The 25,752-nt window shown below is 73.5% G+C and carries 22 protein-coding genes; 12 read left to right on the top strand and 10 right to left on the bottom strand.

All coding sequences use genetic code 11. From position 1 onward, the window contains the following. The 7 genes from BM093_RS24135 to BM093_RS24105 form a co-directional block, all read left to right on the top strand. Nucleotides 1-627 (top strand): M29 family metallopeptidase (locus BM093_RS24135; protein ID WP_483880041.1); only part of this gene is annotated, 627 nt, incomplete at its 5' end. Next, nucleotides 624-1,373, top strand: coding sequence for a maleate cis-trans isomerase family protein (locus BM093_RS24130; RefSeq protein ID WP_093349923.1), 750 nt, complete (start codon nt 624-626; stop codon nt 1,371-1,373). The genes BM093_RS24135 and BM093_RS24130, both read left to right, overlap by 4 nt. A 107-nt stretch (nt 1,374-1,480) precedes the next feature. Beyond that, nucleotides 1,481-2,155, top strand: a complete 675-nt coding sequence (locus tag BM093_RS24125; RefSeq protein ID WP_218162910.1) for a GntR family transcriptional regulator — start codon at nt 1,481-1,483, stop codon at nt 2,153-2,155. Nucleotides 2,156-3,516: 1,361 nt separating this feature from the next. Beyond that, nucleotides 3,517-4,314, top strand: a complete 798-nt coding sequence (gene modA, locus BM093_RS24120) for a molybdate ABC transporter substrate-binding protein (RefSeq protein ID WP_093349914.1) — start codon at nt 3,517-3,519, stop codon at nt 4,312-4,314. A gap of 132 nt (nt 4,315-4,446) precedes the next feature. Then, on the top strand, nt 4,447-4,665 hold the full coding sequence (locus BM093_RS24115) for a dodecin (RefSeq protein WP_093349910.1): 219 nt from the start codon (nt 4,447-4,449) through the stop codon (nt 4,663-4,665). Nucleotides 4,666-4,710: 45 nt separating this feature from the next. Continuing rightward, nucleotides 4,711-5,409, top strand: a complete 699-nt coding sequence (locus BM093_RS24110; RefSeq protein ID WP_093349906.1) for a class I SAM-dependent methyltransferase — start codon at nt 4,711-4,713, stop codon at nt 5,407-5,409. Between the two features lie 113 nt (nt 5,410-5,522). Then, nucleotides 5,523-6,500: an LLM class flavin-dependent oxidoreductase gene (locus BM093_RS24105; RefSeq protein ID WP_093349903.1), complete on the top strand. Its 978-nt coding sequence runs from the start codon at nt 5,523-5,525 to the stop codon at nt 6,498-6,500. An 80-nt stretch (nt 6,501-6,580) separates the two neighbouring features. Here the strand turns inward: BM093_RS24105 and BM093_RS24100 are convergent, their stop codons facing one another. Beyond that, nucleotides 6,581-7,585 carry an Acg family FMN-binding oxidoreductase gene (locus BM093_RS24100; RefSeq protein WP_093349898.1) on the bottom strand — a complete coding sequence of 335 codons (1,005 nt, stop codon included), beginning with the start codon at nt 7,583-7,585 and terminating at the stop codon, nt 6,581-6,583. A 191-nt stretch (nt 7,586-7,776) separates the two neighbouring features. Between BM093_RS24100 and BM093_RS24095 the strand changes: the two genes are divergently transcribed. Beyond that, a complete protein-coding gene (locus BM093_RS24095; protein WP_093349893.1) occupies nt 7,777-9,459 on the top strand; it encodes a GAF domain-containing protein in 1,683 nt (560 codons plus the stop codon). Nucleotides 9,460-9,478: 19 nt separating this feature from the next. Here BM093_RS24095 and BM093_RS24090 read toward each other — a convergent pair whose 3' ends face one another. Next, complete coding sequence (locus BM093_RS24090) at nt 9,479-10,132, bottom strand: response regulator (RefSeq protein ID WP_093349889.1); 654 nt, start codon at nt 10,130-10,132, stop codon at nt 9,479-9,481. A 146-nt stretch (nt 10,133-10,278) separates the two neighbouring features. After that, nucleotides 10,279-11,331, bottom strand: a complete 1,053-nt coding sequence (locus BM093_RS24085) for an Acg family FMN-binding oxidoreductase (protein WP_093349884.1) — start codon at nt 11,329-11,331, stop codon at nt 10,279-10,281. A gap of 168 nt (nt 11,332-11,499) precedes the next feature. On the opposite strand from BM093_RS24085, the gene BM093_RS24080 reads away from it, so the two are divergent. Continuing rightward, nucleotides 11,500-12,642 carry a PIN domain-containing protein gene (locus BM093_RS24080; RefSeq protein WP_093349879.1) on the top strand — a complete coding sequence of 381 codons (1,143 nt, stop codon included), beginning with the start codon at nt 11,500-11,502 and terminating at the stop codon, nt 12,640-12,642. Nucleotides 12,643-12,735: 93 nt separating this feature from the next. On the opposite strand, the gene BM093_RS35295 is transcribed toward BM093_RS24080, so the two are convergent. Next, nucleotides 12,736-13,623, bottom strand: a complete 888-nt coding sequence (locus tag BM093_RS35295) for a DUF2188 domain-containing protein (RefSeq protein ID WP_143105502.1) — start codon at nt 13,621-13,623, stop codon at nt 12,736-12,738. A 98-nt stretch (nt 13,624-13,721) separates the two neighbouring features. Next, complete coding sequence (locus tag BM093_RS24070) at nt 13,722-14,120, bottom strand: DoxX family protein (protein ID WP_093349875.1); 399 nt, start codon at nt 14,118-14,120, stop codon at nt 13,722-13,724. Nucleotides 14,121-14,287: 167 nt separating this feature from the next. Here BM093_RS24070 and BM093_RS24065 point away from each other — a divergent pair, with 167 nt between their 5' ends. Together BM093_RS24065 and BM093_RS24060 are read left to right on the top strand one after the other, a co-directional pair. Beyond that, entirely contained in the window at nt 14,288-14,911 is a 624-nt protein-coding gene (locus BM093_RS24065) for a DedA family protein (RefSeq protein WP_177238667.1), read from the top strand. Between the two features lie 384 nt (nt 14,912-15,295). Next, nucleotides 15,296-15,550 (top strand): hypothetical protein, encoded by a 255-nt coding sequence (locus BM093_RS24060; RefSeq protein ID WP_093349866.1) that lies wholly within the window; start codon nt 15,296-15,298, stop codon nt 15,548-15,550. Nucleotides 15,551-15,608: 58 nt separating this feature from the next. Here the strand turns inward: BM093_RS24060 and BM093_RS24055 are convergent, their stop codons facing one another. Then, on the bottom strand, nt 15,609-17,060 hold the full coding sequence (locus BM093_RS24055; RefSeq protein ID WP_093349861.1) for a glutamate synthase subunit beta: 1,452 nt from the start codon (nt 17,058-17,060) through the stop codon (nt 15,609-15,611). Beyond that, complete coding sequence (gene gltB, locus BM093_RS24050; RefSeq protein ID WP_425439197.1) at nt 17,053-21,537, bottom strand: glutamate synthase large subunit; 4,485 nt, start codon at nt 21,535-21,537, stop codon at nt 17,053-17,055. The genes BM093_RS24055 and gltB overlap by 8 nt, the downstream gene beginning before the upstream one ends. Nucleotides 21,538-22,156: 619 nt before the next feature. Here gltB and BM093_RS24045 point away from each other — a divergent pair. Continuing rightward, the gene (locus BM093_RS24045) at nt 22,157-22,972 is read left to right on the top strand and encodes a (2Fe-2S)-binding protein (RefSeq protein WP_093349856.1); all 816 of its coding nucleotides are present in this window, start codon (nt 22,157-22,159) and stop codon (nt 22,970-22,972) included. Between the two features lie 942 nt (nt 22,973-23,914). Here BM093_RS24045 and BM093_RS24040 read toward each other — a convergent pair. From BM093_RS24040 to BM093_RS24030, 3 genes are read right to left on the bottom strand one after another with little or no spacing between them, the layout of a single operon-like run. Next, nucleotides 23,915-24,310: an Asp23/Gls24 family envelope stress response protein gene (locus BM093_RS24040; protein WP_093349851.1), complete on the bottom strand. Its 396-nt coding sequence runs from the start codon at nt 24,308-24,310 to the stop codon at nt 23,915-23,917. Then, nucleotides 24,307-24,945, bottom strand: coding sequence for a hypothetical protein (locus BM093_RS24035; protein WP_093349846.1), 639 nt, complete (start codon nt 24,943-24,945; stop codon nt 24,307-24,309). The genes BM093_RS24040 and BM093_RS24035 overlap by 4 nt, the downstream gene beginning before the upstream one ends. Further along, nucleotides 24,936-25,562 (bottom strand): RNA polymerase sigma factor, encoded by a 627-nt coding sequence (locus BM093_RS24030; RefSeq protein WP_093349841.1) that lies wholly within the window; start codon nt 25,560-25,562, stop codon nt 24,936-24,938. The genes BM093_RS24035 and BM093_RS24030 overlap by 10 nt, the downstream gene beginning before the upstream one ends. Between the last annotated feature and the right edge of the window lie 190 nt (nt 25,563-25,752).

The raw sequence follows: 25,752 nt of genomic DNA, 5'->3' as shown, positions 1-25,752 counted from the left end.
CTGCTGGCCAAGGCCTCGTCGATGCGGATCACCAGCCCGCACGGCACCGATGTGACCTACCAGCTGGGGATGTACCCGACCCTGTCGGAGTACGGCTACACCGACACCCCGGGCCGGTGGGACCACTGGCCAGCGGCGTTCGTGTTCACCGGCGGTTCCGACGACGGCGTCGACGGAAAGATCGTCCTCGCCCCGGGCGATGTGCTGCTGCCGTTCAACACCTACGTCCAGACCCCGGTGGAGATCACCATCGAGGCGGGGTTCATCCGCGACATCCGCGGCGGCGCCGGGTCCTCGGGGCTGGATGCGGACCTGCTCGCCTCCTACATCAAGAGCTTCGACGACCCGCGTGGCTACGGCATGTCGCATGTCGGGTGGGGGCTCGACGAGCGGGCGCACTGGCACGGGCTGACCCAGTTCGGTGGCGGTATGGGCATGGAGCTGCGTTCGTTCTACGGCAACGTGATGTTCTCGATCGGCCCGAACAACGAGCTCGGGGGCCCGAACGACACCGCGTGCCACTTCGACATCCCGATGCGCGGCAACAGCCTGTATCTCGACGACGAGCTGATCGTCGACGCCGGTGAGCTGACCGTGCCCGAGATGCGCCCGGTGGCGCGTCGATGAGCCGGGACCTGCATGTGGGGATGATCGTCCCCAGCTCGAATTTGACGATGGAGACTGAGCTGCCGCGCATGCTCGCCGCCCGCGAGGCCGTGATCCCCGAGGAGCGGTTCGTGTTCCATGCCGCGCGGGCGCGGATGCAGCACGTGACCCCCGAGCAGCTGGTGGCGATGAACGCCCAGGCGATGCGGGCCGCGGCCGAGCTGGCCGATGCCCGCCCCGACGTGGTCGCCACCGCGTGTCTGGTCGCGATCATGGCCCAGGGTCCGGGGTATCACTGCACCGCCGAGGACGACATCACCACCGCGCTGCGCGCCGAAGGCAGTACCGCACCGGTGGTCTCCAGTGCCGGGGCGCTGCTGTCGGGGATCACCGCGCTCGGGGCGAGTCGGGTCGCGATCATCACCCCGTACATGGAGCCGCTGACCCAGGCCGTCGTGGACTACCTCACCGACGCCGGGGTCGAGGTGGTCGACTCGCTGTCACTGCAGGTGCCCGACAACCTCGCGGTGGCCCGGCTCGACCCGGCCGAGCTGCGTGAGCACCACCGCAAGCTGGACCTGTCCCGGGCCGAGGCACTCGTACTCAGTGCGTGTGTCCAGATGCCCTCGCTGCCGGCGATCGCGCCGGTGCAGGACGAGATCGGCATCCCGGTGCTGTCCGCGGCCACCGCGACCACTCACCGCATCCTCACCGAACTCGGGCTCGAGCCGAGAGTCCCCGGTGCCGGGGCCCTGCTCGCCGGCTGATGATCGATTCCCGGCCGCGTCCGTCACGTACGGACGCGGCCGGGAACCTCCACCGCCCCGTCGCCGGGTTCCGCCCGCGACCACCACCACTGAGTAGGGTTCCCGTCGTGTCACGAAGCACGAGGCCGCAGGCGACGCGCACGGATTACGTCGCCGAGACCCTGCGGCGCAGGATCGTCCTGGGCGAGCTCGAACCGGGGACGCCGCTACGGCTCGACGCGCTCACCGAGCAGCTCGATGTGAGCCGGGTACCGCTGCGCGAAGCGCTGCGTGAGCTCCACGCCGAAGGTCTCGCCGTGACCTACCCCCAGCGGGGAGCGTTCGTCTCCGACATCGTCCGGCTCGATGTCGTCGACTCGTTCATGCTGCTCAAGGCCGTCGAGGTCGCCGCGGCCGAACGCGCCGTCACCGAACGCCCCGACGAGACGGCGCGCCTCATGGCGACCCGGTACGAGACACTGAGCGCGGTCATCCACTCCGACCGCGACCGGGAGAAGTACCTCACGGCCCACCAGGCATTCCATTTCGCCGTGTTCGAGAGCATCGACGACTCACCCGCTCTGCAGCGGATGGCCCGCATTCTCTGGAACAGCTGCGAACGGTTCCTCAATGCCGCGCACATCGAAGAACGGATCATCCAGAGCGACGACGAGCACCAACGTCTCCTCACCTACATGGCGGCGGGCGACGCCACGGCGGTCCGCGCGATCACCACCATGCATGTCGAGCACGGGGCGGAGGCCGCACTGCACGGCCTCGGCTTCGTGGCGGACCGAGCGTGATCTGCCGACGGGACGGAGTGGTGGGGGCGAAGTGACCGCCCGGACGCCGGCGCGGAGGCTCCACCGCTCCGGCGGAACGAAGTGCGGCGGCCCGTGCCACTCGCCGGGTCGTCCGGTCACCGACCGTACAGGCCCAGGAGGCCTTCCCCGCGCGGAGTGATCGAGACGTGCACGGTCCGGCCCTGCCGCGTGCGCTCGAGCAGTCCGCATCCGTATGGTCGTGGCGTCCGGCTCGGGGCTCGAAACCGGCCGGGGGACGACGGGCCCCTCCCGTGGGCGCGCGTCGGCGAGCGCGAGATCGAGCGCGCCGGTCACGGCGGCATGCCCCGAACCGCCGCGCTTCCTGCTCGCGGACGATGCCACTCATCGGCGACGATCGACCAGGACGCCTCGAGGCCCCCGGCGACCCGGTGGAGCCGGCGTCGGGGGATGACCGGGCCCCGTCCCGGTGCCGGGGTGACGCACCACCGAACGCCCGGTGGAATCGGCCTCGATCTCATCGGCACCCAGGGTGCGGAGCTGATCGAGGTGGCCGCGCATCGTTGCGTGCGCGGACGGTGACCGTGCACTCGCGTCCACGGTGTGTACTGACGCGCGGTGCCCGGCTGCTGATGCTCCGCCGGTGCAGTCCCAACCACGGGTCGCGGCCGGGCTCGACCGACCTTACGCGGGGGACGAGGGAAGATGACGAGACGGACACGCGCCCGCCGTCCTGGGCTGGGCCGAGTGGTGCCGGTTGGAGCGCGAGTACGCGCTCGGCGTTCTGGCGGCCCCGGTCGCCGAGATGACCGAGATCCACTTTCCGGCCCGGTCGACGTCGTCACCTCGTTGCTGGTCAGCGCCGTGCTCGATGCGGCCCTGACGATCGGCCACGCCACCTGCGCCGTGGACGAGCGGCCGGGTCGAACCGTCGCTGCGCGGCCTGCTCGTCCGCGTCCTGAGGCTCCGATGCGGCGTTGATCGGCAGATCGATCTGGGTGCGCCGACGGGCGAGGCTGTCGAGGATCTCGTCGGCGGTCGTGGTCCACACGGACGGCGCAGGCCCGGTGTCCATGCGGCGGGCCAGGTGTCGACGTCGTCGTCACGGGCCTCGACGCTGCGGTGGGCCGAGCGGCGCACCTCCCGCTTGGCCGGCTCGACGAACCGACTTTCCACCCGTGCGTGCCACTTGCCGATCATGGGCAGCGGGGACCCCAGTCGACACGACACTTCACCGGCGGACAGTACCTCCGCGTACGCGGTGAGGATCACGTGTGGATCGGGATCTGCGGAGCAACAAGGCTAGAATTATGGTGTATGCGTATTTATCATCGCGTTCGATCCGTAGTTCAGGATCAAAGCCGATCCCCGGGAGTGCCGTCGTGAAGACCCGATCCATCCCTCGCGTCGCCGGTGCGGCGATCGCCGCGACCGCGCTCGCCGTGCTGGCAGGCTGCGGCGGGGCCGACGCCGGTGGTGCGGCGGAGGACGGTGGCCAGGCCGAGGGCGGGACGCTGACGGTCTTCGCCGCGGCCTCGCTCACCGGCACGTTCCAGGAGCTCGAGCAGAAGTTCGAGGCGGCCCACCCGGGTACCGACGTCACACTCAACTTCGCCGGGTCGTCCACCCTCGCGCAGCAGATCAACCAGGGTGCCCCGGCCGACGTGTTCGCCTCGGCGGACGAGAAGAACATGACCAAGGTGACCGACGCCGGCAACCAGCAGGGGGAGCCGCAGGTCCTCGCGACGAACACCCTGCAGATCGCCGTCGCGCCCCAGAACCCGAAGGGCGTGGCCGCGCTGCCGGACCTCGCCCGGCCGGACCTGCGCACCGTCGTCTGCGCGCCGCAGGTGCCGTGCGGGTCGGCGGCGGAGAAGGTCGAGCACGCCGCCGGTGTCGACATCGCGCCGGTGTCCGAGGAACAGGACGTCAAGGCCGTCCTGCAGAAGGTCACCACGGGCAACGCCGACGCCGGTCTGGTCTACAAGACCGACGTGGCGGCCTCCGGCGGGCAGGCGCAGGGTGTGGACTTCCCGCAGGCCACGGAGGCGGTCAACCCGTACCCGATCACCGTCCTCAAGAACGCCCAGAACCCCGAGGCGGCACGCGAGTGGGTCGAGTTCGTGACCGGTGACGAGGGCCGGCAGGTGCTGGAGGCCGCCGGTTTCGGAGCGCCCTGAGCGCCGGTCCCCTTCCCGGGTAGTGACGCGGGCCACAGCGCAGTACGGTGCGGCGACCGCCGGAACGCCGTCGTCGCCCGGGTCGGCCGCCGGGCCACCCGATGCGCTCGGCGCAGGGAAGGGAGACCCCTCATGTCCGACCACACCTACGTCGTGAACGAGATCGTGGGCACCTCCACCGAGAGCCTGAACGACGCCATCACCCACGGCATCGCGCGGGCCTCCACCACGATCCGTCACCTGGACTGGTTCGAGGTCGTCGAGATCCGGGGTGCGATCACCGACGGGACGGTCAGCCACTACCAGGTCGCGATGAAGGTCGGGTTCCGTCTCGACGAGAGCGGGCAGTAGGACCCGGTTCGGGTCCGGACACGACCGATCGGGTAGGGACCCGGTATGACCCCGCAGACGGCGACCGGACGGACGACCGCGGCGACCGGCGAGGGCGTCCACCGACCCGGCGCCGAGCCGTGGGCGGACGTCGTCGCCGGGACCCTGCCGTTGCCGCAGGGGCGGGTCGAGTTCGTACACCCCCGCGAGTCGATGGACCTGCTCGACGAGCGCGACGCCGGTGCTGATGACCAGGAGTACCCGCCGTACTGGGCGGAGCTGTGGCCCAGCGGTGTCGAGCTCGCGTACGCGGTCGCCGAGGAGGTCCGCCCGGGTGCGTCGGTGCTCGAGCTCGGCTGCGGGCTCGGGCTCCCGGGCATCGCCGCCGCCCTGGCCGGCGGGCGGGTGCTGGCCACCGACCGCTCCCGGGACGCGATCGCCTTCACCCGGGAGAACGCCCGCCGCAGCGGGGCGGAGCTGGCGACCGCGCAGTGCTCCTGGACACCAGGGGACCGGCTCGTCGACGGCGGACCGTGGGACCTGGTGCTGGGCGCCGACGTGCTCTACAACCGGCGCAACGTCGAGGAGCTGCTGGAGCTGCTCCCGCAGCTGGTCGACGACCGGACGGAGGTCGTCGTCGCCGACCCGGGACGCCCGCAGGCCGACGAGTTCGTGACGGCGGCGCGGAGCTCCTGGGCCACGGTCGAGGTCGACGACAGCCGGACGCCGTCGGTGAAGCTGCTCCGGATGCGGCGCCGGCGCTGAGCCGTGATGGCTCCCGCCACGTGCGGGAGGCCGCAGCGTCGAACGCGGGTACGTTCGATGGCATGGCACGGAGCGTGCGCTCCGCGCCGCAGCCGAACGGAAGGACGTAACCGGTGACGTTGCCCCTGTCGATCCTCGATCTCGCGACGGTGGGCCGGGGTGAGTCCGTCGCCGACAGCCTCGCCAACAGCGTCGCCCTGGCCCGGCGCGCGGAGGAGCTGGGCTACGGCCGGGTCTGGTACGCCGAGCACCACAACATCCCCGGCATCGCGTCGTCGGCCACCAGCGTGCTCATCGCGCACGTCGCGGCGCACACCTCGACGATCCGGCTCGGCTCCGGCGGGGTGATGCTGCCCAACCACGCGCCGCTGATCATCGCCGAGCAGTTCGGCATGCTCGAGTCGCTCCACCCCGGCCGCATCGACCTCGGGCTGGGCCGGGCGCCGGGCACCGACCAGAACACGGTGCGCGCGTTGCGACGCGACCCGCGCGCGTCCGAGACGTTCCCGCAGGACGTGCAGGAACTGCAGGGCTACCTCGGGGAGGAGACCCTGGTGCCGGGGGTCAACGCCATCCCGGGCCAGGGGACCGGTGTGCCGCTGTACATCCTCGGCTCCTCGCTGTTCGGGGCGAAGGTCGCCGCCGCACTCGGCCTGCCGTACGCCTTCGCCTCGCACTTCGCGCCGGACGCGCTCGAGCAGGCCGTCGCCGCCTACCGCGCCGAGTTCCGGCCGTCCGGGCAGCTGGGCGCGCCGCACGTGATCGCGGGCGTCAACGCCATCGCGGCCGACGACGACGCCGTGGCGCAGCGCGAGTTCCAGATCGTCAAGCGGGCCCGGTTGAAGATGCTGGTGACGGGACGGCGCAGGTTCACCGACGAGGAGGCCGACGCCGTCCTCGAGACCCCGCAGGCCGCGCCGGTGCACCAGATGGTCAAGCACACCGCGGTCGGCACCGCCGAGACGGTGGGGGAGTACCTCGACCGCTTCGCCAAGCAGGCGGACGCGGACGAGCTGATGGTCGCCCACCAGTCGTCCACCCTGGAGGGGCGGCTCCGGTCGGCGGAGCTGGTCGCCGAGGTCGCGCTGTAGGACGTCAGCCGGCGATGTGGATCAGTTCGAGCTGGATGCCGTCCGGATCCCGGAAGACGACGACCGCGTAGGAGATCGGGTCAGCCGGAGCCGGTGACCGTGCCCGGGGCGCGGCGCGGGGTGGCGGGCACCGGTACACCGTGCCCCAGGCGCAGCACCAGCTGCGGCGGCCGGATCCCACCGAGCAGCCGGCGCACCTGTTCCCGCACGTCGGCGACCTCGACCACCTGGGACAGGAAGGACGCGGACAGGCCCTCGGCGGTCGCGGTCAGCAGCACCCGCTGCAGTGCCTCCCCGGCCCGGACGTCCTCGCGCGGGCCGTCGGTGTGCACGCTGAGCACCGCGATCAGCGGCTCCGCCTCGAACGCGGCGGGGGCGGGGCGCGGGTGGGCGTCGCCGCCGAAGTCCCGCCGCACCCACGGCTGGTTCGGGGGTGGGCAGGGGCCGCCCGCGGTGGCGGGCACCCCGTCGTCGCGGTCACCGGCGTGCCCGGTCCAGGCCGACATCTCCGCGGCGAAGGCGGGGTCGGCGGTCTGCAGGGCGTGCGCCTCACGGGCGAGCCTGCCGAGCTCCGCCAGCTCGGCCGGGTCGGTGACCAGCTGCAGCCAGGCACCCTCGTCGAACGCGGCGCGGCGCAGCGCGGAACGCACGGGCCCCGGCACCGCGGTGTCCCGGAACGGGCGGCGGTTGGTGCGACGACGCGGGACGGCATCGAGCAGCCGCTGCTGCTCGGCCGAGGGCAGCGCCGTGCCCCCGTGCCGCACGACGGCGACCAAGCCGGGGTCGCGGGGGTCGGGGAACCGGCTGACCATCGGCCGGATCCCGGCCCCGAGCAGGCCCAGGCGCAGGGTGAACAGGGCGGCACCGCAGCCGATCCGCAGCTCGCGGTCCCCCGGGTCGGCAGCCGGCAGCCGGCGGGCGGGGTCGGTGTGCAGCTCGATCCGGTCCGGGAACAGGCCGAACCGCCACGGCTGGCTGTTGTGCAGCGACGGCGCCCGCGTGGCGAGCGCGAGCAGCGCGCCGGTGGCGTCGGCGTCGAGACCCAGGGCGCCGGCGACCCTCCCCTCGTGGCAGGTCGTGTCCATGGCCGTTCCTTCCCCGCACGGCGGCAGCGGCGTCCGCCGTCCCGGTCGGATCCTGGCCGGTGCGGTGCCGTGGCGATCAGGTGCGAAGGTCCCGTGTTCGCGGGCCGCGCGACCTGTCGTGGTGTAACCGGCGGCAACGCTTGTGCGAGTCCGCCCGTGGTGCCACGTTCGGTGGCGGGAGGCGGTGTGGGATGGGTGTGACTCCTGAACCGGGCGAACTCGGGCGCCTCATGTCCGGGTTGCGGCTCGACCAGCTGATCGCCGAGGTGCAGGACCGGCTGGGCGAGATCGCCACGACCCGGCGCCGGATGCAGAAGCTGCTCGACGCCGTGCTCGGGATCGGCGCGGACCTCGAGCTCGACGCCACGCTGGAACGCATCGTCCGGTCGGCCGTGGACCTGATCGAGTCCCGCTACGGCGCGCTCGGGGTGCTCGCCCCGGACGGGTCGATCTCGCGGTTCGTCGACGTCGGGCTGGACGAGGGCACCCGGGCGGCGCTCGGGCGCCCGCCCGAGGGCAAGGGCCTGCTCGGGCAGCTGATCCTGGATCCGCGGCCGTTGCGGCTGCCCGACCTGTCCCAGCACCCGGCGTCGGTCGGATTCCCGCCGAACCATCCGCCGATGCGCAGCTTCCTCGGCGTCCCGGTCCGGGTGCGCGACGCCGTCTACGGCAACCTCTACCTGACCGAGAAGATCGGTGCCGCCGAGTTCACCGCCGACGACGAGCTGATCCTGCAGGCACTGGCCGCGGCGGCCGGGATCGCCGTGCAGAACGCCTCGCTGTTCGAGCAGGGGCTGCAGCGCCAGCAGTGGCTGGAGGCGTCCGCGGAGATCCGCGGCGAGGTGCTGGCCGGGACCGACGGGCCGGCCACGCTCGCACTGGTGGCCCGCCGCTGCCTGGAGCTGTGCCGGGCCAGCGGAACCCTGATCGCGCTGGGGCCCGACGACGACGGCGACTTCCGCGAGGGAGCCACCGCGGGCCGGCCGTGGCCGTGCGGCGGGCTCGGCGGGACCCTGCTGCGCGACGTCGTCGAGGGCCTGCAGCCGGTGCTCGCCGACAGCCCGCGGGCGTTCCTCGACACCCCCACCGGGGAACCGGGCGGGCCGACCGTCGCCGTCCCGATGCGGGCGGTCGAGCGGGTGATCGGCGTGCTCGTCGCGCAGCGCGACCCGGGCCGCCCGCCGTTCCGGCCCTCGGAGGTCCCGCTGCTGGTGTCGTTCGCCGACCAGGCCGCGCTGGCCCTGGAGCTGGGGGAGAAGCACCGCGCACAGCAGGAGCTGGCGGTGTTCACCGACCGCGACCGGATCGCCCGCGACCTGCACGACCACGTCATCCAGCGGCTGTTCGCGGTCGGCCTGAAACTGCAGGGCACGCTGCGCCGCACCTCCGACGCCGACGTGCAGGACCGGGTGCAGCAGGCCGTCGACGAGCTGGACCGCACGGTCCGCGAGATCCGCACCGCGGTCTTCGACCTGCACACCGCCGACCACGGCACCGGCGGTCTGCGCCGGCAGCTGCTCGACACCGTCGGCGACGTCACCGCCGAGTCCGCGGTCACGACCTCGGTGCACACCACGGGGCCGGTGGACACGCTCGTCCCGGCGGCCGTGGCGACCCACCTGCTCGCGGTCGTCCGGGAGGCCGCGACGAACACGGTCCGGCACGCCGGGGCGGGTGCCCTGACCGTGACCGTGTCGGTGGACCGGGAGCTCACCGCCGAGGTCGTCGACGACGGCCGCGGTGTCGCCGGGACCGACCGGCGCAGCGGGCTGCGCAACCTGGCCGAGCGGGCCGCCGAGCTGGGTGGGACGTTCACCGTCGAGTCACCGGAGACGGGCGGGACCCGGCTGGTGTGGACGGTCCCGCTCCCGTGACCGGGGCGTGCGGGCTGGGTCAGCGGGTCCGGCGCCGCTCGACGGCGTAGACGGCGGCCTCGGTACGCCGCGAGTACCCGAGCTTGTGCAGCACCGAGGAGACGTAGTTCTTGACGGTCTTCTCGGCCAGGTGCAGCTCGACACCGATCTGCCGGTTGGTCAGCCCGTCCGCGACGAGGTCGAGGATCCGCTGCTCCTGGGGGCTCAGCGTGTCGTAGCGGGGGTCGGCGTCGGTCCCGGGACGCTCCCCGTTGCGCAGCCGTTCCAGCACCGCGGCCGTCGCCTTCGGGTCCAGCAGCGAGCCGCCCGCCGCGACCGTGCGGACCGCGCCCACCAGATCGACCCCGGCGACCTGCTTGAGCAGGTAGCCCGACGCCCCGGCCATGATCGCGCCGAACAGGGCCTCGTCGTCGGCGTAGGAGGTCAGCATCAGGCAGGCCGGCGGCGGGGAGACGGTGGACCGCACGTCCCGGCAGACGGTGACGCCGTCGCCGTCGGGCAGCCGGACGTCGAGGATAGCGACGTCCGGGCGCAGCGCGGGCAGCCGGACGGCCGCCTGCGCCGCCGTCGACGCCTCGCCGACCACCTCGATGTCGTCCTCGAGCTCGAGCAGCTGGGCCAGCCCTCGCCGCACGATCTCGTGGTCGTCGAGCAGGAACACCGAGATCGTCACGATCGCCTCCGCTCCGGTCGCCGCCGTCGGTACCGACGCTAGCGCTGACCGGGCCCTCCGGTCAGCGTCCGGACGGCTCAGCGGCGGGGGACCAAGGTCCGTGTCGGCGCTCACGGGCCGCCCACGGACGGCGCCCCGGGGCCCGCTCAGGAACCGTGCACCAGCACGTCGGCGAGCCGGCGGCGCCGGGTCGCCGGCAGCTCGCGCCCGTCGGGGGCCCGGCCGATCCGGATCAGCAGCTGCGGGTGCTCGGAGGTGCGTAGCACCCGGGAGGCCAGCGCCCGGCGGGTGCTCGGCACCTCCAGCATCCGCGACAGCGGGCAGGTCGCGAGCCCGGCGCGGGTGGCGGCGAGCAGCACCACACCGGTCGCCTCGCCCGCGGCGAGCCGGGCCGCGTCGTCGTCGCCGACGGTGGTGAGCGCGAGGATCGTCGCCCGGTCCGGGGCCAGCGCCGCCGCGGGCAGCGACCCGGCGGGGAAGCGCACCCCGATCTCCGGTTCGCGGGGCCACCGGGTGCCGCCGGGGACCGACTCGGCACGCACGCCGTCCCGGGAGTCGGCGTAGCGGCGGGTCCAGACCAGCAGTTCGGCGGCCTGACCGGGGCGCGACCGCAGCTCGCGGGCGGCGTCCTGCTCCAGCTCGGCGAGCTGGGCGCGCGCCGCAGTGTCGGTGACCGCCACCAGGGTGGCGCCGTAGCGGGCGGCCCGGGTGCCGAGCGCGGCACGGGTGTGCGGGGCGATCGCGCCGTCCGGGAACGGGCGCCGGTCGGTGCGCCGGCGCTCGATCGCCCGCGCGAGGACGGCGTCGGCGCGGTCGGTGGCCGGCTGCCCGGTGAAGCGGACCGTCGCGAGGTGGTCGCGGTCGTCGCGGGGGAACCGTTCGATCACGTGCCCGATGCCGGCCCCGGTCAGCGCGACGTGCAGGGTGGCGAGCGCCGCCCCGCAGCTGACCAGGTGGTCGCGCCGGTCCGGGTCGGTGAAGGGCAGCCGGCGGTCCGGGTCGGCGTGCAGCTCGACCCGATCGTCGGTGATCCGCCAGCGCCAGGGCTGGCTGTTGTGCACCGACGGTGCGAGCAACGCGGCGGCGACGGCGGTGCGGACGGCGCCGGGCGCGGGCCCGGACGTCCCGGCAGGTTCCTGCCCGGTCGCGGCCCCCGCGGCGTGCTTGTCCACGGCACCCTTCACCACGTACTCGTCCACAGCTTCTCCTCGTAGGCAGGGTCAGCAGAGCCGGCCGACACCCACGGTGCGCCGGTCCGGGCGGGCCGGGAAGGGCCGAGCGTCCCGCCGGGTCAGGGCCCTCCGGTGGCCCGGACGTGCGGCGCGCCCACCGGGCCCGCGGGCACCCGCCGGGCTTAGGCTTCCGCGGTGGCCCACGAGGACGAACGCATCGCCCTGCTGCTCGACTACGAGAACCTCGCGATCGGGGCCCGGGACGGCCTGGGCGTCGTCCCGTTCGACTTCGGTCCGGTCGCCGACGCGCTCGCCGAGCGCGGGCGGGTGGTGGTCCGGCGCGCGTACGCGGACTGGTCGGCGTTCGACGAGGACCGCCGCATGATGGCGCGCGCCCAGGTCGAGCTGATCGAGATCCCGCAGCGGATCGGCGGGTCGCGCAAGAACGCCGCCGACATCAAGCTCGCCGTGGACGCGGTGGAGCTGGCCTACGAGCGGGAGTTCGTGACGACGTTCGCGATCGCCACCGGCGACTCCGACTTCACGCCGCTGATGCACAAGCTGCGCGAGCTGGACAAGCGGGTGATCGGGATCGGGGTGCAGTCGTCGACGTCGGCGCTGCTGCCGCCCGCCTGCGACGAGTTCCTGTTCTACGACCGGCTGCCCGGGGTGGAGCCGACCCGCGAGCCGGTCAAGCCGCGCCGGCGCGGGCACCGGTCGCCCGTCCCCACCGAGGCCGCGGGGACGGTCCCGCCCGCCGCCCCGGTGCCGGCCGTCCCGGAGCCGGAGCCCGACCCGTTCGACGTGGCCTTCCGGGACGCGACGGCCGGGACGGCGACCACCGGTGCCGAGGACCGCGACGTCGCCGGCCTCGTCGTCAGCACCCTGACCGGGCTGGGCAGGCAGGCCGACGGCCCGGTCGTCGCGTCCCGGCTCAAGCGGGCGATCCTGCGCAAGGACCCGACGTTCGACGAGTCCGACCACGGCTTCCGCGGTTTCGGCGAGCTGCTGCGTCACCTCGAGGGCCAGGGGGCGGTGACGCTGACCCGCGGGTCGGCCCAGGGCGATCCGGAGATCGGGATCCCGGACGACCCGGACGCCGACCAGGACGCGTTCACGCTGCTGGCCGACGTGGTCCGGGAGCTGAACGCGGCGGGCGGGCCGCCGCAGCTGAGCGGCCTGAAGAACCAGCTGCGCAAGCGGGCGCCCGACTTCTCCGAGAAGCGCTACGGCTTCGGCAGCTTCCTGTCGTTCGCGAAGGCGGCCCGAGCCCGTGAGCTGGTCCGGATGGAGTGGGAGGACAGCACCGGCGACTACGTGCTGAGCCCGGCTCCCTGACGCGGGTCCCCAGACGTCCGATGCCGGACGTCCGGTGCCCCGGACATGGTCCGGCCCCGCCCGGATGTCCGGGCGGGGCCGACGGGGGCGGGGTCAGCGCCCGGTGGCTCGGCGGGTACCGCGCTGGAGCAGCCTCCCGGCGCCGGAGGTGACCGCGCCGGTCACCCCGAAGGCGGTCGCGACCGCTCCGGCGGCGACGCGGCTGCTGAACCGGATCGGGTTCAGCGGCCGGTACACCCGCGCGGCGATCCGGTCGAGCTGGACGGCGGCGCGTTCGCCGCCCTCGTAGACCCGGCGGGCCAGCGTGCTGCCGGTGTCGTCGAGGTCGTCCTGCACCCGTCCGCCGACGCGGCCGGCGCGGTCGGCCGCGTGCACGGCGGACTCCGCGCCGCTGTCCGCGACCGCCGCGACCGTGGAGGCCGAACGGTCGGCGGAGGCGCCGACCTCGCCGGCGACCTGCCTGCCGGTGCGCGAGGCCTCCCCGGCGAACTGCTCACCGGTGGCCTTCGCCGCCCCGGCGGCGGCCTTGCCCGCGCCGGCGGCCTTGCGGGCCTCCGCCGCGACGGCGTCGGCGCCCTTCCCGGCGGTGTCCGCGGCGTTCACGGCGCCGCTGTGGGTCTCGCCGGCCACCTTCCGCCCGGTGGTCCGGGTGTCCGCGCCGACGTCGCGCGCGGCCGAGCCCGCGGTGTCGGCGGCCTTCGAGGCGGTGTCGCGGGCGGCGGTACCGGCGGCGGAGGCGGTGGCCTTCGTCGCGACCGCACCGGTGTCGGTGTCCCCGGTACCGGACTCGACGGCGCGACGCTCCCGCACCGCCCCGTCGGTGCCGTACACCACGAGGTTGCCGCCGCCGTCGTTCGCGATGATCTCCACCGCCCGGGTGATGGCCTCGGCCTGCGTCGGCGTGCGGGCGCTCGGGCGCTGGGCGTTCTCCTTCTCGACGCTCCAGCCGTCGTCGACGGGCTTCACATGGCGGTCGGCCATGACGGTGTCCTCCTGTGCCGGTCTGCGGGTCGGCACCGGGGTCGCCGGTGCCGTCGTCACCCGTGGCCTTCCCGCCGCGGCGCCGGCACAAACGCAGGTCAGCGAGGCGTGCGCAGGGTCTCCCGGCGGCCGAGTGCGATGACCGCGGCCAGCACACCCAGCACGAGCGGGGTCACGACGAGCGCACCGCCGTGCAGCACGAAGGCCTGGGTGAGCGCGGCACCGATCATCAGCAGCACCAGCCCGACGGCCGCGGGGCCGGAGAACCGCCTGGTCATCAGCCCGATCCCACCGGCGAGCTCCAGCGCACCGACGACGTAGCGCAGCCACTGGCCCACCCCGATCCCGTCGAAGATCGCGACGGCGAACGGGTCCCCCCAGAACTTCGGGGCGGCCGAGGCGAGCACGAAGAACAGGCCGAGCAGGATCTGGAGCACCCAGAGCGCGCGGTGCGCGACAGGGGAGAGGGACGGGCGGGAGACGGACGGGACGGCCATGTCGGACCTCCGGGAGGCTGCTCGCCACGGCCTGCCCGCGGCGTTCACCCCCTACGACCGGCGCGCTGCCCCGAACTCATCGGCGATCGGACGGGGGGATGCCCCCGTTACGCAGCGGGACGGATCTGCGAGGGTGGGAACGGGTCACGACGCAACGGAGGTCCCGGGTGGAGCTGGTCACGGCCGTCCTGCACAGCGGGTGGCTGCTCCCCGCACTCGTGCTGATGATCGCGGTGGACGGCCCGGCGCCGCTGCTGCCGAGTGAGACCCTGCTGATGACGGCGACGGCGTCGGCGAGCGTGGTCCGTGACGTGCCGATGCTGCTGGGCCTGTTCCTCTCCGCGGTGGCCGGGTCGATGACCGGCGACCTGGCGGTGCACGCACTGGGCCGCGGCTCGCACCGGCTGCTCCCGCGCTCGGCGCGCAGCGAGCACGGTGTCACCCGGTGGGTCCGCTCGAACCTGTTCCGCCGCCCGGTGACCGCGCTCGCCGCGGCCCGGTTCCTGCCCGGCGGGCGCCTGGCCAGCTGTGCCGCGGCCGGGCGCATGGGGCTGGGACTGCGACCGTTCCTGGCCGGTTCCGCCGTGAGCTCGCTGCTGTGGGCGGTCTACATGCTCGTGATCGGCCTGGCCCTGGGCCCGGTGACCGGGGGCAACCCCCTGCTGTGCGTGCTGGCGGGCGGTGTCCTGGCGGTCACGACGACCGCGGCCTTCGCGATGGCCCGCCGGATCCGTGCGACGCGCCGCTCGGTCCCCGCGCCCGCGCCGGCCCCGGTGCTCGCCGGCCGCTGAGCTTCCGTCGGACACCGTGCTGCTGACCCGGCCGCTGAACTGTTCGGCCGGAGACGGCTCTGCTCGTCGGGTGCAGAGCGCACCTGCTTCGGATGCACCACCGGGCACCGGGACCGCGACCTGGGTCGCGGCTCCCGGCGTCCCGATGGTGCCCGGCACCGACAGGGGCTCCCGGTTCTGCAGGTGCCGGTCGCCCGGTTCAACGCGCGAGGACGCTCTCGGTTGTGGTGCGGGTGGCGGTCGTCTCCCATCCGACCGCGAGCGGCGTCGTGCCCGCGACGGGCGGGGTGAATCGTTCCGGACGGCGTCCGCCGCGCCGACCCGCCCGCGATCTCCGGTAGCGGAACCGCGACGGACGGGGTGATCCACGGCATAATCCCCGGCATGCGTGATGAGTGCTGGCGGGCCGAGGTCGGCCCGGAGAACGCGACCTGGTTGTCCACCGAGTGCCGCACGGCGCGGCTCGCCCCGGAGTACCGCCCGATGGACGTCGGTGACGGCGTCGTGCAGTTCAGCCGGCGCGCCATGAGCGCTATCCGCGAGCTCGGCGAGGAGGAGGACGGCTACATCACCGACGACGGCGAGGGCGTGCGGATCTGGATCGGCGAGGACGCCTTCGACGTGGAGCTCGTGGAATAGCGGACGGCCCCGGCCGTGCGCAGTGGCACGGCCGGGGCCGTCGCGGCGGACCGGGAACTCAGGCGATCTGGCGGTCCGTCGGGTTGATCGGCCGCGGCAGCACGGTCCGGCCGGTCAGGTAGGCGTCCACCCCGGCGGCCGCGGCGCGACCCTCGGAGATGGCCCACACGATCAGCGACTGGCCGCGACCCATGTCCCCGGCCACGAACACGCCGTCCGCGGAGGACATGTAGTCGTCGCCGCGGGCCACGTTGCCGCGCTCGTCGAGCTCGACCTCGAGGTCGTTCAGCAGCCTGCCCTTCTCCGGGCCGACGAAGCCCATCGCGAGCAGCACCAGCTGGGCCGGCAGCTCCTGCTCGGTGCCGGGGACGGGCTCGAAGCCGTTGTCCCCGCGCTGCACCTCGACGATCCGGATGCCGGCGAGCCTGCCGTCGGCGTCGGCGACGAACTCGGTGGTGTTCACCGAGAACAGCCGTTCGCCGCCCTCCTCGTGCGCCGAGGACACCCGGTAGACCGTCGGGTAGGTCGGCCAGGGCATGCCCTCGGTGCGGTGCTCCGGCGGCGTCGGCATGATCTCCAGCTGGGTCACCGAGCGCGCACCCTGGCGGTGCGAGGTGCCCAGGCAGTCGGCGCCGGTGTCGCCGCCGCCGATGATCACGACGTCCTTGCCCGCCGCGGAGATCGGCGGGGCGTCGATGTCGCCCTGCTGCACGTGGTTGGCCCACGGCAGGAACTCCATCGCCTGGTACACGCCCTCGGCGTCGCGGCCCTCGGCCGGGAGGTCGCGCCACGCCGTCGCACCGCCGGCGAGGACGACCGCGTCGAAGTCGGCACGCAGCTGCTCGACGGTGACGTCGGTGCCGACGTCGACCGAGGCCCGGAAGTGGGTGCCCTCGGCGACCATCTGCTCCAGCCGCCGGTCGAGCCGGGACTTCTCCATCTTGAACTCGGGGATGCCGTAGCGCAGCAGCCCGCCGATGCGGTCGGCCCGCTCGAACACGACGACGTCGTGCCCGACCCGGGTCAGCTGCTGCGCGGCGGCGAGCCCGGCCGGTCCGGAGCCGACGACCGCCACCTTCTTCCCGGTCCGCGCCTTCGGCGGCTCGGGGGCCACCCAGCCCTCGTCCCACGCCCGGTCGATGATCTCGATCTCGACCTGCTTGATGGTCACCGCGTCGTCGTTGATGGCCAGCACGCACGCCGCCTCGCACGGGGCGGGGCACAGCGTCCCGGTGAACTCCGGGAAGTTGTTCGTGGCGTGCAGCCGCTCGATCGCCTCTCGCCAGTCGGAGCGGTAGACCAGGTCGTTCCACTCGGGGATGAGGTTGCCCAGCGGGCAGCCCTGGTGGCAGAACGGGATGCCGCAGTTCATGCAGCGCCCGGCCTGGGACTCCAGGGTCCGGTGCGGGAAGTCCTCGTAGACCTCGCGCCAGTCCATCAGCCGCAGGTCGACCGGCCGCCGGGCCGGGGTCTGCCGGGCAGTCGTCATGAAGCCCTTCGGGTCACCCATGAGCAGCCTCCATGATCGCCTGGTTGACGTCGCGCCCCTCGCGCTCGGCACTCTCGGTCGCGAGCAGCACGCGCTTGTAGTCCTTGGGCATGACCTTGCCGAACCGTTCGACCGCGGTGTCCCAGTCGGTCAGCAGGGCGTGGGCCACCGCCGAGCCGGTCTCGGCGTGGTGGCGCTCCACGTGGTCGCGCAGGATCGCCCGGTCCTCGTCGGACAGTGCGTCGAGGTCGACCATCTCGGTGTTGACCCGGTTGTCGTCCCGGTCGAGCAGGTAGGCCACACCGCCGGACATGCCGGCCGCGAAGTTCCGCCCGGTCCGCCCGAGCACGACGACCTGCCCGCCGGTCATGTACTCGCAGCCGTGGTCGCCCACACCCTCGACGACGGCCACCGCGCCCGAGTTGCGCACGCAGAACCGCTCGCCGACGACCCCGCGGATGTACATCTCGCCGGAGGTGGCGCCGTAGCCGATGACGTTGCCGGCGATCACGTTCTCCTCGGCGGCGAACGGTGCCGACGGGTCCGGCCGCAGCGTCAGCCGGCCGCCGGAGAGGCCCTTGCCGAAGTAGTCGTTGGTGTCGCCGACCAGCCGCAGGGTGATGCCCTTGGGCACGAACGCGCCGAAGCTCTGCCCGGCCGCGCCGGTGAGCGTGATGTCGATCGTGTCGTCGGGCAGGCCCTTGCCGCCGTGCGCCCGGGTCAGCTCGGAGCCGAGCATGGTGCCCACGGTCCGGTTCACGTTGCGGACCGGCAGCTCCAGGGTCACCCGGTCGCCGCCCTGCAGGGCACCCTCGGCCAGCTGGATCATGGTGTTGTCCAGTGCCTTGTCCAGGCCGTGGTTCTGCTCGCGGGTGCGCTTGCGCGGGACGTCCTCCCCGCCGGCGCTGACCTGGAAGATCGGCGAGAGGTCCAGGTGCCGGGACTTCCAGTGCTGCGCGGCGGCGTCGACGTCGAGCACGTCGGCGCGGCCGATCGCCTCGTCGAGCGTGCGGAAGCCCAGCGCCGCCAGGTACTCGCGCACCTCCTCGGCGATGAACTGCATGAAGTTGACGACGTACTCGGCCTTGCCGTCGAACTTCTTGCGCAGCTCCGGGTTCTGCGTCGCGACCCCGACCGGGCAGGTGTCGAGGTGGCAGACCCGCATCATGATGCAGCCCGAGACCACCAGCGGTGCGGTCGCGAAACCGAACTCCTCGGCGCCGAGCAGCGCGGCGATGACGACGTCGCGCCCGGTCTTGAGCTGGCCGTCGGCCTGCACGACGATCCGGTCGCGCAGGTTGTTGGCCATCAGCGTCTGCTGGGTCTCGGCCAGGCCGAGCTCCCACGGGCCGCCCGCGTGCTTGATCGACGACAGCGGGGAGGCGCCGGTGCCGCCGTCGTGGCCCGAGATGAGCACGACGTCGGAGTGCGCCTTGGACACCCCGGCCGCCACGGTCCCGACGCCGACCTGCGACACCAGCTTCACGTGGATGCGGGCCCGCGGGTTGGCGTTCTTCAGGTCGTGGATGAGCTGCTTGATGTCCTCGATCGAGTAGATGTCGTGGTGCGGCGGCGGGGAGATCAGGCCGACGCCCGGGGTGGAGTACCGGGTGGTCGCGATCCACGGGTAGACCTTGCCGCCGGGCAGCTGGCCACCCTCGCCGGGCTTGGCGCCCTGCGCGATCTTGATCTGGATGTCGTCGGCGTTGACCAGGTACTCGCTCGTGACCCCGAAGCGTCCGGACGCGGCCTGCTTGACCGCGCTGCGCCGCGAGTCGCCGTTCGGGTCGGCCGTGTAGCGGTCCGGGTCCTCCCCGCCCTCACCGGTGTTCGACCGTCCGCCGATCCGGTTCATCGCGATCGCGAGCGTCTCGTGCATCTCCTGGGAGATCGACCCGTAGGAGATCGCGCCGGTGGCGAACCGGGTCATGATCGATTCGATCGACTCCACCTGGTCGATCGGGACCGGCGGCCGCAGACCCTCCTTGAAGGTGAACAGCCCGCGCAGCGTCATCAGGCGCGCGGCCTGGTCGTCGACCGCCTTCGTGTACTCCTTGAAGATCTCGTAGCGCCCGGAACGCGTGGAGTGCTGCAGCTTGAAGACGGTCTGCGGGTTGAACAGGTGCAGCTCGCCCTCGCGCCGCCACTGGTACTCGCCCCCGACGGTCAGGGCCCGGTGCGACGCGCGCACCTCGTCGGCGGGGAACGCACGGCGGTGGTGGGCGAGGACCTCCTCGGCGAGGACGTCGAAACCCACGCCGCCGAGGCGGGAGGTGGTGCCGGCGAAGCAGGAGTCGACGACGTCGTGTCCCAGACCGACCGCCTCGAAGATCTGCGCGCCGGTGTAGGAGGCGACGGTCGAGACGCCCATCTTCGACATGGTCTTGCGCACGCCCTTGCCCAGCGCCTTGACCAGGTTCTTCGCCGCGCTGCGCCCGTCGACGCCGGGGATGTCCCCGCGCTCGGCGAGGTCGGAGACGGTGGCCATGGCCAGGAACGGGTTCACCGCGGACGCGCCGTAGCCCAGCAGCAGCGCGATGTGGTGCACCTCGCGGGCGTCGGCGGACTCGACGACCAGCCCGACCCGGGTGCGCGAGCGCTCACGCACCAGGTGGTGGTGCACCGCGCCGGTCAGCAGCAGCGACGGGATCGGCGCCAGATCGGCGTTCACCCCGCGCTGGGACAGCACGATCAGCCGCGCACCGCCGTCGATGGCACGCGAGACCTCCTGCTTGATCTCGGCGAGCCGGGAGAGCATCCCCTTGCCGCCGTCGCGGGCCTGGAAGGTCCCGTCCACGACGTGGGAGGCGAACCCCGGGAACTCGTTGTCGTCGTTGATGTGAACGATCTTGGTGAGATCGTCGTTGGTCAGCACCGGGAACGGGACGACGATCGTCCGGCAGTGCGCCGGCGTGGCGTCGAGCAGGTTCTGCTCCGGCCCGAGCCTGCTGAACAGCGAGGTGACGAGCTCCTCGCGGATCGCGTCCAGCGGCGGGTTGGTGACCTGCGCGAACAGCTGGATGAAGTAGTCGTAGAGCTGACGCGGTCGCTCGGCGATCGCGGCGAGCGGCGCGTCGTTGCCCATCGAGCCGATCGGCTCCGCGCCGGAGACGGCCATCGGCCGGAGCAGGACGTTGAGCTCCTCCTCGGTGTAGCCCATCGCCTGCTGGCGCAGGGTCAGCGCCTCGTGCGAGGGGGCCTCCCGCCTGCGGTCCGGCAGCTCGTCGAGCCGGATCAGACCGGCGTGCAGCCACTCCGGGTACGGGTGCTCGGCGGCCAGCTCGCCCTTGATCTCGTCGTCGTCGACGATCTTGCCGCGCTCGGTGTCGATGAGGAACATCCGGCCCGGCTCCAGCCTGCCCTTGCGGACCACCTTGTCGGGTTCGACGTCGAGCACACCGACCTCGGAGGCCAGCACGACCAGCCCGTCCTCGGTGACCCAGTACCGCGCCGGGCGCAGGCCGTTGCGGTCGAGCACCGCACCGATCCGGGTGCCGTCGGTGAACGCCACCAGGGCCGGTCCGTCCCACGGCTCCATCAGGGTGGAGTGGTACTCGTAGAACGCCCGCCGGGCGGGGTCCATCTCGGTGTGGTTCTCCCAGGCCTCCGGGATCATCATCAGCACCGCGTGCGGCAGGCTGCGCCCACTCAGGTGCAGCAGCTCGAGGACCTCGTCGAAGGTGGCCGAGTCCGACGCGTCCGGGGTGACGATCGGGGTCAGCCGCGACAGGTCGCCGGGCAGGTTCGCCGATTCCAGCAGCGATTCCCGGGCGGCCATCCAGTTCCGGTTGCCGCGCAGGGTGTTGATCTCACCGTTGTGCGCGACGTAGCGGAACGGGTGCGCCAGCGGCCAGGCCGGGAACGTGTTCGTCGAGAACCGCGAGTGCACGATGGCCAGCGCCGAGGTGACGCGGGGGTCGGTCAGGTCCGGGTAGAACGCGGCGACCTGCGGCTCGGCGAGCATGCCCTTGTAGATGACGGTGCGCGGGCTCAGCGAGGCGAAGTAGGTGTCGTGCGCGTGCTCCACCCGCTTGCGCAGGCAGAACGCACGACGCTCCAGCTCGATCCCGGTCGGCGCGGTGTCGGGGTCGTCGCCGGTGAGCTCGGCGCCGCCGACGAACAGCTGCGCGAACGTGGGCATGGCCGCGAGCGCGGTCGGGCCCAGGTCGGCGGCGTCCGGGTCGGTCGGCAGCTCGCGCCAGCCCAGGACCGTCAGGTTCTCCTCGGCGACGAGGTCGTCGATCGCGTTCCGCGCGGCCGTAGCCTGCTCGGGGTCCTGGGGGAGCATCGCGATACCCGTGGCGTAGGCACCGGACGGAGGCAGCCAGAAGTCCGTGACGTCACGGTAGAACGCGTCGGGGACCTGGATGAGGATCCCCGCACCGTCCCCGGTGTTCGGCTCGGCTCCGCGCGCACCCCGGTGTTCCAGTCGCAACAGGGCCTCGAGGGCCTTCTGCACGATGGCGTGGTCGCGCTTGCCGGTGACGTCGGCCAACATGGCCACACCGCAGGCGTCGTGCTCGTGGTCGGGGGCGTACAGCCCGCCGGACGAGGGGCAGTGCGGAACCTCGTTCCGCACGCTGCACTCGGGCGCCTGGTCACTGATCGCGGCCAACTGCTCCTCCTGTCGTCTCGGGCACCTGTGCCACCACCCGTATCGGACGACTCGGACCCCGGCAGCTCGCTGCGGTCCGAAAAGGGTTCTCAGAGTACAGCGACCACCAGGGAAAGGACGTACGAAAGTGGGCCGTTCAGGTGCACCGCGCCGCCGGGAACATGGTCGTGGGAGACCTCCTCCGGGCACGACGAGCGGCCGGGCACTGATTTCCGATACCCGGCCAACCCCTGCGGCGCGGTTCGACCGCACACCCCGGCGAGTGCGATCTGGCGAGGGGACAGAGTGGCACGCCGAAAGCCGTGCGCGCTACAGATGATCGGAAGCGGTTCGGCGTGATGTGGATCGCTGCGCTTCCGAGCAGGACGATGTTGCCTCCCCGTGTCCGGACAGTGAGCGACGCGTGACCGGCGCCGGCCGGGAAGACCTTCTCCCAGGCACATCGCAGTGCGTGCCCGGTCCGTTACACGGTGATCGCGCCGGTTCGGGGAGACTGCCCGGGATGGACCCGTCCCTGTCGCCCCGTGCCCCGTCGACCTCACCCGATCGGGGGTCGACGGCCGCGGCGCTCGCCGACTCCGCCCGGATCGGGCCCTGGTTCGCCGTCGGCGTCCTGCCCGCGGAACCGGGCGGTCCGTGGCGGCGCTGGGACGCCCTGTACGCCCCGCCCGGCGTCGGCGGCGACCCGCTCTCGGCCCGGATCGACCAGGTGGCGGCCTCGCTGGGCAGCAGCCGCCGGGTGGCGGCATCGATCGCGGTGCAGGGGATGGCGGCCCGGCTGGTGTCGATGCCGTTCGCGACCGTGGCCCTGCACGGCGTGCTGCCCCGGCTCGGCGACCTGCACCGGGACCCGTCCGCCGCGGACCCGTGGGCGCCCGCGCTGCCGGCCGGCCCGGACGCGGGCGACGAACCCGCCGGACTGCGGACCGCGGACCCGCGGACCGACCCGGACGCCGCCGCGGACCCGCTGGCCCGGGAGCTGGCCCGCACCCATCTCGAACCGCTCTACGCCGCGGTCGCGGCCCGGGTCTCGGTGTCCGAGCGGGTGCTGCGCGGCAACGTCGTCTCCGCGATCGGGGGCGCGGCCCGGGTGATGGAGGCCATGCGGCGGGCGGACCGGCCGGCCTTCCTGCCGCTGCTCGGCGCCCTGGTCGGGCACCCCGCGCTGCGCGGACCGCTGCCCGACGGCGCCACCGGGCGCCTGCTCCGGCTCGACGAGACCGACCCCGACACCGAGTGGTCGTTCCGCCGCCGGTCGTGCTGCCTCTACGTCCGGGTGCCCGGCGGGGGAGCCTGCGGCGACTGTGTTCTGACCTGACTGGCGGTCTGACCTGACTGCGGCCCCACTTGACCGCGGCCCCGCCGCCCCCGCGCCCGCACCCCGGGGAGCAGCGCGCCCTCGGCCGCGGCTGATCGAGTGATCATCAGCACAGTCCTGCCCTGTTCAGGGCGGAAGCGTGCGACCGGGCCGGCGTGGGCCCGGTGACCAGTGCGCTTCTGCCCCCGGCGGGGCGACCACGCGCCACTGGACGGGCGCATGACCGGTGAGCTGCGCGTTGCTGCCCATGAAGAGGGCGGAGCCGTGCCGCCCGGTGGGCCCGGCTCGGTGACCAGCACAGTCTCGCCCTGTTCGAGGCGGAAACGTGCGACTGGACCGCCTCGCGCCCGTGATCAGCACGTTCTCGCCCCGGCCGGGGCGGAAGTGCGCGACTGGACGGGCGCATGACCCGTGAGCTGCACGTTGCTGCCCCCAGATCGAGATGGAGTCGTGCCACCCGGTGGGGTCAGCCCGGTGCTCGGCGCGATCCTGCTCCGAGCAGGGCGGATGCGTGCACGTGGCCGGGTGCTCAGCACGATCTCGCCCCGAGGAGGGCGAATGCGTGCGAGTGGGCCGGCGTCGGCTCGGTGACCAGCACAGTCTTGCCCTGTTCGGGGCGGAAGCGTGCGACTGGACCGCCCCGCGCCCGTGATCAGCACGTTCTCGCCCTGTTCGGGGCGGAAGCGTGCGACCGGACCGGCGTGGGCCCGGTGATCAGCACACTTCTGCCCCGGAGAGGGCGACATCGTGCCGGTCGACGGGCGCGGTCCGGTGATCAGCGCGTTCCCGCCGCGCTGGGAGCGGGGCGCGGGGCGACCGAGGTGGGCGGATCCGCTGCGGTGCCCGAGCGCACGGCTGCGAGGCGCGGTCGGTGCGGCAGGGCGGCAGGGCGTCGGTGCGGCAGGGTCGTCAGTGCGGCAGGTCCTCAGTGCGGCAGGGTCGTCAATGCGGCAGGTCGATGTGCGCGATCGTGACCCGGACCCGGGCGGTCAGCCCGGTCACCGCGGCGACCTCGGTGGCGACCTCCTGCTGCACCCGCGCGGCGAGCTCGGCGCAGGGGGTTCCGAAGCGGACCCCGACGCTCACACGCAGGTCCACCTCCCCGTCCTGCGCTCCGGCCCCACCGTGTGCACCGGCCCCGCCGTGGACCCGGGCGACGACACCCCGGGCGTCCAGCTCCGCGGGCACCGGATCGCGGGGCAGCCAGCCCGCGGCCAGGCCGAGCAGCGTCTGCTGGAGGTCCCCGACCAGTGTCGTGACGCCCGGGACCGCGCGGGCCCGGCGGGCGGCCACCCGCGCGACGGCGAGGTCCGAGACGTGCAGCCGGACGGTGCTCATGCCGGCTCCTCCCACAGGTCCTCCACGAGGATGTCGACGACCTCGATCGGGAGACCCAGCGTCCGCTCCCCGGCCGAGATGATCATTTGTCGGACCCGGGTGGTGACCGAGGTGAGGTCCTCGCCGAACCGCGCGGCCACCGACATCCGGACCCGGACCGGCCGGACGGCCGGATCCCGGTCGGCCGTGCCCGGGACCGCCGTGCCCGGAACCGTCGTGCCCGGGACCGCCGTGCCCGGTGCCGCCGTGCCCGGGGCGGCCGTGGGGGTGGCACCGGACTGCTCGATCCGGCAGCGCCGGGCCCGCAGCCCGCCCATCGAGTCGACGACGTGCCGCAGCGCCGACTCCGCGGCCGGGCGGCCCAGCCAGGCGTCCGGCCCGATCCGCAACAGCTCGTGCGGGCGCAGGTCGGCGACCACCGCGCCCATCACCTGTTCCAGCACCGACGACGGCGGCTCCAGCGGCTCGGCCGCCATCCGCGCGACCAGCCCGCCGAGCCGCGCCCGGTCGGCGCGGGCCGTGACGCAGTGCGGGCAGGACCGCTCGTGCTCGTCGAGGACGCCCTGCTCGGCGTGCTCCCACACGTCGGCGGCGTCCCGGCCGCAGGCCAGCGGCCGCACCCGTTCTACCGCCATTCCCGCATCCTCTCAGCGAGCGCGGCCCGTGCGCGGTGGATCCGCCCGCGCACGGCGGTCTCCCCGGCTCCGGTGACCTGGGAGATCTCGGCATAGCCCAACCCCTCCAGCTCCCGCAACACCCAGCAGGTGCGTTGCTCGTGCGGCAGCTCCTGCACCGCGCGGGACAGCGCGGCCAGCTCCGCGTCCACCTCGGCACTGCGTTCCGGCGAGTCCGGACCGGCGATCAGGACGGTGTCCTCCTCGGGCAGCGGCACCGTCGGCCGGTTCCGTCGCACGAGCGCGGAGCAGCGGTTCGTCACGATGCGGTACATCCAGGTCGAGAACGCGGCCTCGCCGCGGAACGTGCCGATCCTGCGCCAGGCGTCGAGCAGTGCCTCCTGCAGGGCGTCCTCGGCGTCCGCCCGCTGGCCGAGCACCCGCACCGCGACCCGGAACAACGCGTCCTGGTGCCGCCGGGCGAGCTCCTCGAAGGCGTGCACGTCGCCGTCCTGGGCCCGGGCGACCAGGGTCGGCTCGTCCAGCGCGGCCCGGACGGCACGCCCGGAGGCGGCACCGGCGGCCGGGGCCCCCGCACCGGGCGGTCCGTCGCGGACCGTGGGATCGCTGACCTGCACCTGCGTCCGTCTCCGTGGGCCGGGACCGGGCCGCCGCCCTGGGTCCGGGATGGCTGTCGCGTCGGCGTGCGGAAAGGGAACCCGTGGGCGGGAAGCCGACGACTGACGGCGACGGTAGCGACCGGCACGCAGCGTCGCGCGTCGGACACGCAGGGGAAACGGACGCTCGAACGGGCGGTGTCCGCCCCCG

The organism is Pseudonocardia ammonioxydans (genome assembly GCF_900115005.1).
In the GTDB taxonomy this organism is placed as follows: Bacteria; Actinomycetota; Actinomycetes; order Mycobacteriales; family Pseudonocardiaceae; genus Pseudonocardia; species Pseudonocardia ammonioxydans.
Note: the sequence above shows the minus strand (reverse complement) of the source record. Positions and strands in the feature narration are given on the sequence as shown.